The sequence below is a fragment of the Mycobacterium colombiense genome, from assembly GCF_001672755.1.
Classification (GTDB): Bacteria; Actinomycetota; Actinomycetes; order Mycobacteriales; family Mycobacteriaceae; genus Mycobacterium; species Mycobacterium colombiense_C.
The window spans coordinates 1-8,484 of sequence record NZ_LZKI01000170.1 but is presented as its reverse complement, the minus strand read 5'-3'; the positions used below and the strand labels follow the sequence as shown (position 1 = coordinate 8,484).

Genomic DNA, 8,484 nt, shown 5'->3' with positions numbered 1-8,484 from the left:
CTCCGGGCAAAAACATCATCGGCGAGTCGTCGTCCGGAGCGGACCCGAAACCCATTGCGGCACCGGTGAACTCGGCGTCATCGTAATTCCCGTAGTCGAAGATCTCCTGCACGGTGATCGAAGAGACCCGGGTGGTCAGGCTCACCGCCGAGTGCACCAGCGTGTCGCCGGAGAATCCGGGGTCGATGCCGTTGACGTAGAGCGAGGCGCTACCGGCCGCGCAGGCACGCTCGAGCGGTTCGCGCAACCAGTCGTCGGCGTGGCGGGGCGTGACCAGCCAGACCATCGACGTGCCGACCACGTTCGTTCCCGCGGAAAGGAATTTGGACATCTGCCCGATGGCTTCCATCGGCCGGGTCTCACCCTGCGATGTGTAGACGACGCAGTCGGCGCCCAGGGACACCAGGGCGTCGATGTCATCGGTGGCGACGATGCCGGTCGGTTCGTCGAGCCCGCACAACTGCGCCGCGTCGCGGCCGATCTTCTCCGCGCCGGCGGCGTGCACGCCGACCAGTTCCAGGTCTGGCCTACCGATGATCGCCCGCAACGAATGGCGGCCAACGTTTCCGGTGGAGAATTGGATGACTCTGCGCACGGCTGCCTGATCCTTCCGGCGGTGGGTGACGACCCATCATGTCGCGTTCGAACGCCGCGCGGGGTCAGTAATCCGGTATCGGCAGCGGCGAATTGTTCGAGTCGATGCCACCGTCGACGTGAAAGATCGCGTTGGTCGCGTAACAGTCGCGCGTGGCGAGGTATACCGTGAGCCGCCCGAGGTCTTCCACGTCGCCCAGCCGATGCAGCGGCGTGGCCTCCTGCATCTTCTCCAGTGACCCCGGCATCAGATCCAGGCTGCCCCGCAGGCCGTCGGTGGCGAAAGACCCCAGGGCAATGGCGTTGACGCGGATCTTGGGCGCGAGTTCCTGGGCCATGGCACGGGTGAGCGCTTCCAGGGCGCCCTTCGCGACGCAGTACGCCGTCAACGCCCGGATGCCGAACCGGGCCGAACCGGAAGAGATGTTGACGATGGAGCCGTGTCCCGCGGCAAGCATGTGCGGGGCCGCGAGCTGACTCATGATGAAGGCCGACGTCACGCACCAGTCGAAGGTGTGCCGGAAATCCTCGTCGGTGATGTCCAGGAAACGCGCATAAGTGGAACCACCGACATTGTTGACCAGAATGTCGATGCGGCCGAAGCGCTCCATGGCGGTGTTCACCACGCGCTCTCCGTCCGGACGGCTCATCGCATCCGCTACCAGCGCCAGGCCCTTGCCACCCGCGGCCTCGATACCCTCAATCGTGCCAACGATATCCACTTCGGTGCGTGCGGTCCCGACGACGGTGGCGCCCGCCTCCGCCAACACCCGGGCAATGCCCGCCCCGACGCCCTTCCCGGCGCCCGTGACGATGGCGACCTGGCCATCCAGCTGGAACTGCTCCAACGCCATGGCGGGCTCCCTCATGAGTGTGTGCGCCGTTCAATCTAGGAAACTTACTGACTAACGTCAACGAATAGCTCGGACGGTTGGCGGTGGCAGCGGGACGGGACCGAGAATGATCAAGTTATGCAAGCGTTTTTGGCGGCGGCACGGCATAATGGTCGATTGAGCCTGGCCACTTTGGCATGAGTCAGGTCAACTGTGAGGATTGACAATGGCTGTGACGGACCGGCTGTCGGCACGAGAAGCCAAGCGGCTGCAGACGCGGGAGCGTTTGATGGGCGCCGCGATCGCGGAGTTCGCTCGCGCCGGCATGGCCGAGGCCGACGTCAGCGCGATCGTCGCCGCCGCGGGAGTTGCCCACGGGACCTTCTTCTTCCACTTCCCCACCAAGGAGCATGTGCTGCTGGAGCTGGAGCGCCGCGAAGAGCACCGGATCGCCAAGCAGTTCGCGCAATTCCTCAAGTCCAAGCACGATCTCGCTTCCGCGTTGAATGAGGCCGTCCGCCTGGTGGTCGGATTGGAACGTCGACTGGGCGACCTGCTCTTCAATGACTTTCTCGCGCTGCACTTCTCCCAGACCCGCCCGCAGACCGAAGACGGCCGGGACCACCCGTTGATCGTGTTGGTCGCCAGGGAAATCGAGCAGGCCCAGCAACGCGGCGAGACGGACCAAGCGGTCAATCCCATGAACAGCGCGGTGTTCTTCTTGCTGGGCCTCTACGCGCTGTTGATCACCACCAACCACTGGCCTACAGGACATGCCCTGCTGGAGGACTACGTCGCGAGGACTTTGCGCAGCCTGAAGCCCTGACGTTGCTGCGTCTTCCGCGCGCTAGCGGACCACGCCGAGCAGCGGCACCAACCCGAGCTCCTTGTGAGTCAGGAATCCGGGCGCGGCATCACACACGGCCGGAACGGTGTTCGCCGGGCCCATCGCGGTCCAGGTGTAGCCCGGTTTGGGATAGTTGCCTTCAGGGTCGGCCGGCGCCTGCAGGATCAACTCGGTGGGCTCGTCGCCGTCGATCACGATGCGGTAGTGATAGTGTCCGCCCCAATCCGGCTGCGGCTCAATGGCATCGTATTCGTCCATGGTGTACATCTCGTGGAAGGTGATAAGGGGCTTGCCGTCGACCCACGTCGTCCACTTGTGATGCTGCGAGGCGACGGTGCCCTTCTTGATAGTGCCCTTGAAGCCCGGCATGTCACTGGACGGCCCCCCTTCAAAAGGAATGTCGCGGGTTGCCGTGCCCAGTTCGACGTCGGTCGTGTACCTGTCGACCGTCTTCCCGAAGCCATCGACCACCATGGCCATCGACTGGGCGAACAGCGGCCACGCGTTGCCCAGCAGGTTCGGCCCGGCCATGAATTCCTCGGGGTCGCTTCCCATTCCCATCTCGTGTAGGTATTTCAGGGTGTCCTTGCCGAAGTTCACCACCTCGTAAATGTGGATGGCGTCGATCCGGCTGACGATGCGGGCCAACGTCAGGACCAGCAGGTCGCCGGCGAAACCGGGGTTGACGCCGCCCGCGTGAAACGACGTCCCGCCCTCACGGCAAGCCGCGTCGATCTTGTCGATGTCGGCCTGGCTGTGCTCGGTTCGAAACCACCACGCGCCGCCCGAAGCGACGACGTTCTTGCCCGAGCGCAGCAGGCGGCAGACCTCGTCGGGATCCGACCACAGCGGCGCGTAAAACACGCAATCGGCGTCGAGCGCTTCGATCGCCGCCTTGTCGGTGGTGGCGAGCACCCCGATCGGCGCGACGCCCACCAGCTCCCCGGCGTCCTTGCCCACCTTTTCCGGGCGATTACAGAGCACGCCGACAACTTCGAAGGCGGGATTGTGCGCGAAGTGACGTAGCGCGACCGTTCCGACATTGCCCATGCCCCACTGGATCACGCGATATTTCTTTTCGGCCGGCGATGTGAGAGTCATTGCTACCCCTTTGCATGGCCGCAACGGCTGAGCGCTCGCTGAGCGTAGGCGTCCCTGAAACCTCATGTCAACGATTCGGGGCTGACTTTCGTCAGTAGAAGTGGCTCGGTGGTACGGCTTGTACTACGGCACTCGGCATGAATTCCATTGTTGTGCTACGCAGTGGCGTGGATCTGCTCGACGCCTTCTGCTGACTACAGTCAGCCTGTTATAGTGCAGACGCCGATCCAATCAGTGTCGATGGCGGGGAGGGTTCGTGAATCTGCCGAAGCTCGAGTCAAGCGGCACCACGCGAGCGAGCCTGACCATCGACGAGCACATGGAACGCTCGCAACTCGCGCAGCGCCGGGCCGACAAATGGCTGATCTCCGGCAGTCTGCTGATCGGCACCGCGGCCCTCGGCATCTTCGGCCTGCCGCTGTTCGGATGGGGAGTGCGGTTGCTGCGCCGGGCCCAACGGAACGGCCTCTCGGTGCGGCCGATGCTGGTCACGCTGCTCGGCTACCTCGTCATCATCGACGCCGCGATCAACACCGTCGGATGGGCGCTCGACCTGGTGGCAAACCACACCATTCTGGCCCGGGTGCTGCTCAACGGCTGGGGCAACATGTTCGACGCCGGCTACTTCTGGCACTACAACGAGCTCTGGGTCGGCGGCGCCGCGGGCCCCGGCGAGAAGGCCTTGGAAGTCGGCCTCATCCTGACCGTATTCACCATGCGCATCGCCGCGGCCATCGGCTTCCTGCAGATGAAGCGCTGGGGCCATCAGTGGATGGTCATCACCTGCTGGATGGGCGTGGTCATCTGGATTACCTACGTCTTCAACATGACCATGTTCGCCGACGTGCGCTTCGCCGGAGTCGTGCTGCCGGTTGTCGGCTGGTGGCTTTACGACATCTTCTACATCACCCCGTTCCTGGCCATCCCCTATCTGCACACCGTCAACCGCGAACTCTTCTCCGACTGAAATGTGCAACCTGAAATCCACTACGCCACCGAGGAAGTCACATCATGGGCTATCTATGGGAGATCCTTCGCTACGTCGCCGCATGGGGCGGCACCGGACTGATCATCTGGTTCTGGTACTGGCTGTTCTCCAACATCGGCACCTTCTGAACCGCGGCCCGGGTAGTCGGAGCGCATGGGGTTTCGCCGATGATTGACCAGTCCGACGGTCACGCGATGGCGCTGGAACGGGGTTGCTCGGTGACGGCGGTCGCACTGAGCGATCAACGTCGCGAAGGCGTCCGGCTGGTCACCGGCGACCGGCGGGGTTTCGGCGTGAACGCGGCGCTCACGTTCGTTCACGTCCCCTACCCCGCACCGCCCGAGTGGACACGTAGGACTCTGACATGCGCTGTGGCGCTGCAATGTTCGCCGTCGAAAGAACGAGTCACCGAGTATCGCCTCAACGAGCTCTCGGCTCGCGAGCTGCGTGCGCTGACACTGGTCGAGGGCGGCGTCGCCCTCGGCTGGATCGCGTCGCGGTGGCCGGGCCTGCTGCCCGAGGTCCGGCGATTGCTGCCCGAAGTCGACATCGAAAACGGCGACATGCCCGCCGTCCAGATGCTCGACCTGGCAATCGCATTGGCGGCCACGCGCCAGGATCTGACCCTTCATCCCTTAATGGGCTCGTTGCCGCTGGCATACACCGCGCCGCACGGGTTGGCTGACAAGCTGCGACGTAGCTTCGGCAGGATGCCGTGGACCACAACACAGCAGCGCCTGCCGCGACCCTACTCGGTTCCGGTCGGCGGCGACGGCGGCGTCCGCAACCCCAACCTGCCGCCGCCCAGCCGGCCACAGGACAACGATCTCGACGTCACACCGCAACATCGGCTCGGGATCCCCTATCCCGAATGGAACATGTGGACACAGCGATTCATGCAAGACCACGTCGCCGTTGTCGAGCACGCCGACGGCCGGCATGCCCGCCGCCCGGTGCCGGTGGCCGTCGACCTGCGCAAGTGGTTCGAAGAACACACCCACCGCGCGATGACGAACCGCCTCGAAGACGGCTCCGACCTCGATGTCGACCAATACGTCAACCACTACATCGACCTGGCGACCGGCGAGGCCAAGGAGCCGAAAGTATTCCGCGACCTGCTGCCCAGCAGCCGCGACGTCACCACGGCGCTACTGCTCGACGGGAGTTCGTCGCTGGGGGTGCACGGCGGACGCGTATTCCAACTGGAATTGTCCTGTGCCGATGCGCTTTCGCGGGCGATGACGCTGGCGCGCGAGCGTCACGGTGTTTTCGTCTTCACCGGCAACACCCGCCATCGTGTCGAGGTGCGCTGCCTGAAGGACTTCGAAGATCGTCGGTTCGTACCGCCGAGCGGACTCGGCCTGTCCGCCCGGGGATACACCAGACTCGGTGCGCCGCTTCGCCATCTGACGAGCCGGCTGCTGGCGCAGGCCTCCGAGCGCCGCCTGCTGATCGTCATCGGCGACGGACTGATCTCCGATGAGGGATACGAGGGCCGCTATGCCTGGGCGGATGCCGCGCACGCGGTCGAGGAGGCCAACGAGGCCGGCGTGTCGATCTACTACGTGGGCGTGGGACCCACCCGCGTCGATCCCCTGCCCGAGGTGTTCGGGCCGCGCCGGTCGCAGCGGATCCGGCGCATCGAGGAACTGCCCCGGGTACTGGCCCATGTCCATCGCGAACTGGTTGCCGCGTGAACGCCCGCCGACTGAGGAAGAGATGACCATCGACACATACTTCGCCAACGGCAACGAGGTCCAGCTGTTCGAGCAGGCCTTCCGCCAACGGATCCCGGTCATGCTGACCGGCCCGACCGGCTGCGGCAAGACCCGCTTCGTCGAGCACATGGGCTCACTGCTGCGGCGACCGGTGGTCACCATCAGTTGCCACGACGACCTCACCAGCTCTGACCTCGTCGGCCGCTTCATGGTGACCGGCGGCGACGTGGTCTGGACAGACGGCCCGCTGACCCGGGCCGTCAAAGCCGGCGCGATCTGCTATCTCGACGAGGTCGTCGAGGCCCGCCACGACTCCCTGGCGATCCTGCATTCGCTCACCGATCACCGGCGCTCGCTGTACCTCGACCGGGCCGGCGAGGTGGTGAAGGCGCCGGATGAGTTCATGCTGGTGTGCTCCTACAACCCCGCATACCGCAGCTCGCTCAAGGAGCTCAAACCCTCGTTCCGCCAACGGTTCGCCACGCTGGCGATGCACTACCTGCCGCCGGACCGCGAGGCGGAGGTGATCGTCGCCGAATCGGGAATCCCGTTGGCCACGGCCCGGCGGCTGGTCGGGTGCGCGGTCGCGATCCGCACCGCCGACCAAGCGTTCCACTTCGAGCCGCCGTCGACCCGAGTGCTGGTCACCGCGGCACAGCTGATCGCCTCGGGCGCAACCGAACTGGATGCGGCCGACGCCTGCATTCTCGCGCCGCTGAGCACCGACGGCGCCGTCACCGACGGCCTTCGTGAAGTCGCGGCCGCCAGCCTGGGCGCCGCCGACGCATCGAGCAGTTCTTAGAGAGGAGAAACCCGCATGGACCGACAGGAACAGAAGCGCAAGAGGGCGCTCATCGTCTTCCAGATCTTCATCTACGGCTACTTGCTGGCGATGTTCGGCATCCAGCTCTATATGTCCTTTGCACGGGGGTGGTGGAATCTGTGACTCTTCCTGCCGCGCAGGCGCATTCGGTCGGGCTCGAGGATCACCACGACGAATCCCGCCAGGCTCAGCGCCGCGCTGATAAATGGATGATCGTCGGCGCCGGCCTGATGGGCATGTGGGCGCCGGGCCTGATCGGTTTTCCCATCTTCATGCGGGGGGTGTGGCTGCAGCGCCAGGCGCTGCGCGCCGGGCTGTCGGTCCGGCCCATGATCGTCACCCTGATCGGCTATCTGGTGCTGATCGACGGAATGCTCAACAGCCTGGGCTGGGCCCTGGACCTGGTGGCCAACCACACGCTGATCAACCGAGTGCTGATGGTCGGTTGGGGCAACATGTTCGACGCAGGTTATTTCTGGCACTACAACGAACTTTGGGTCGGGGGCGCCGCCGGGCCGGGCGAGAAAGCCTACGTGGCCGGCCTGATCCTCACGGTCTTCTCCATGCGGGTGGCCGCGGCGATCGGCTTCCTGCAGATGAAGCGGTGGGGTCATCAGTGGATGGTCGTCACGTGCTGGATGGGCGTGGTGATCTGGTCGGCCTACGTCTTCAACATGACCATGTTCGCCGACGTGCGGTACGCCGGAGTCGTCTTCCCGGTCATCGGCTGGTGGCTCTACGACATCTTCTACATCACCCCGTTCCTCGCGATCCCCTATCTGCATACCGTCAACCGCGAAATCTTCTCCGACTAATAAGGAGTAGTGCCATGACAAGCTCTTCCGTACCGGCAGCCGCCGAAGACAAAGACCCGAGCACCGAACTCGAGCCGGGGACGACGCCGTATTACGCGCGGATGCACAAATGGATAAAGCGGGCCGTGTTGGTGTGCCTGGTGGCCCTGGTGATCGAGGGCGCTTTCACGTTGCCGTTCATGGCCGTCTACTACGGCTACCCGACGCTGAGCCTCACCCAGATCTGCAGTGAGCTGCTCAAGATCCGGTATTCCAACGACACGCTGGAGTGCAAGTACCCCTACCCCCCGTTCGGCCCGCCCGAGGGCGCCGAGGGCAAGGCCACCGCGCAGGACGTGTGGGGCATCCAGCCGATACCGAAGTATCACCGGCTGGGATTCCGCGAACTCGTCAAGATCCACGACGAGCGGCTGGCCCGCCAGCACGCGGCGTCGCACCCATGACGGGGCCGGCCCGTTGACCTACCGGGTCGTCCAGTGGACGACGGGTAACGTCGGCAAGAGCTCGGTCAAAGCGATTGTCGCCAACCCGACGCTGGAGCTGGTCGGATGTTATGCCTGGTCGCCGGAGAAGGCCGGGCGCGACGTCGGCGAACATCGGGTTATAGACCACGCAGTCCGGCTTGAGCGCGAGCAGCGCGTCAATGTCGTTGCTGGCTTTGACATTCAGTGGTTCGATGCCACACAGCTCGCCGACGTCGCGCCCGGCCTTCTCCGGCGACCAGGCATAACATCCGACCAGCTCCAGCGTCGGGTTGGCGACAAT

Annotated in this window: 9 protein-coding genes and 2 pseudogenes; 7 read left to right on the top strand and 4 right to left on the bottom strand. The window is 64.7% G+C overall.

Features of this window, described 5'->3' with window-relative positions:
- Together A5708_RS22180 and A5708_RS22175 are read right to left on the bottom strand one after the other, a co-directional pair.
- Positions 1 to 595 (bottom strand): annotated as a pseudogene (locus tag A5708_RS22180) (dihydrodipicolinate reductase); the annotation flags it as partial.
- Between the two features lie 64 nt (positions 596 to 659).
- Positions 660 to 1,448 carry an SDR family NAD(P)-dependent oxidoreductase gene (locus A5708_RS22175; RefSeq protein ID WP_065030685.1) on the bottom strand — a complete coding sequence of 263 codons (789 nt, stop codon included), beginning with the start codon at positions 1,446 to 1,448 and terminating at the stop codon, positions 660 to 662.
- 205 nt (positions 1,449 to 1,653) lie between these two features.
- On the opposite strand from A5708_RS22175, the gene A5708_RS22170 reads away from it, so the two are divergent.
- On the top strand, positions 1,654 to 2,253 hold the full coding sequence (locus tag A5708_RS22170; protein WP_065030684.1) for a TetR/AcrR family transcriptional regulator: 600 nt from the start codon (positions 1,654 to 1,656) through the stop codon (positions 2,251 to 2,253).
- Between the two features lie 21 nt (positions 2,254 to 2,274).
- Here A5708_RS22170 and A5708_RS22165 read toward each other — a convergent pair whose 3' ends face one another.
- Complete coding sequence (locus tag A5708_RS22165) at positions 2,275 to 3,375, bottom strand: dihydrodipicolinate reductase (protein ID WP_065030683.1); 1,101 nt, start codon at positions 3,373 to 3,375, stop codon at positions 2,275 to 2,277.
- A gap of 319 nt (positions 3,376 to 3,694) precedes the next feature.
- On the opposite strand from A5708_RS22165, the gene A5708_RS22160 reads away from it, so the two are divergent.
- The 6 genes from A5708_RS22160 to A5708_RS22140 all read left to right on the top strand — a co-directional run bounded on the left by A5708_RS22160 (position 3,695) and on the right by A5708_RS22140 (position 8,162).
- Positions 3,695 to 4,342, top strand: a complete 648-nt coding sequence (locus tag A5708_RS22160) for a hypothetical protein (RefSeq protein WP_155766135.1) — start codon at positions 3,695 to 3,697, stop codon at positions 4,340 to 4,342.
- Between the two features lie 188 nt (positions 4,343 to 4,530).
- Complete coding sequence (locus A5708_RS22155) at positions 4,531 to 6,060, top strand: nitric oxide reductase activation protein NorD (protein WP_065030681.1); 1,530 nt, start codon at positions 4,531 to 4,533, stop codon at positions 6,058 to 6,060.
- Positions 6,061 to 6,082: 22 nt separating this feature from the next.
- Positions 6,083 to 6,883 carry a CbbQ/NirQ/NorQ/GpvN family protein gene (locus A5708_RS22150; RefSeq protein ID WP_065030686.1) on the top strand — a complete coding sequence of 267 codons (801 nt, stop codon included), beginning with the start codon at positions 6,083 to 6,085 and terminating at the stop codon, positions 6,881 to 6,883.
- Positions 6,884 to 6,898: 15 nt separating this feature from the next.
- Positions 6,899 to 7,027 (top strand): hypothetical protein, encoded by a 129-nt coding sequence (locus A5708_RS27845; protein WP_269199404.1) that lies wholly within the window; start codon positions 6,899 to 6,901, stop codon positions 7,025 to 7,027.
- Entirely contained in the window at positions 7,024 to 7,719 is a 696-nt protein-coding gene (locus A5708_RS22145; RefSeq protein WP_065030680.1) for a hypothetical protein, read from the top strand. Before A5708_RS27845 ends, A5708_RS22145 begins: the two co-directional genes overlap by 4 nt.
- Positions 7,720 to 7,733: 14 nt before the next feature.
- Positions 7,734 to 8,162 (top strand): hypothetical protein, encoded by a 429-nt coding sequence (locus tag A5708_RS22140; RefSeq protein WP_065030679.1) that lies wholly within the window; start codon positions 7,734 to 7,736, stop codon positions 8,160 to 8,162.
- A gap of 139 nt (positions 8,163 to 8,301) precedes the next feature.
- Here the strand turns inward: A5708_RS22140 and A5708_RS28060 are convergent.
- Positions 8,302 to 8,484 (bottom strand): annotated as a pseudogene (locus A5708_RS28060) (dihydrodipicolinate reductase); the annotation flags it as partial.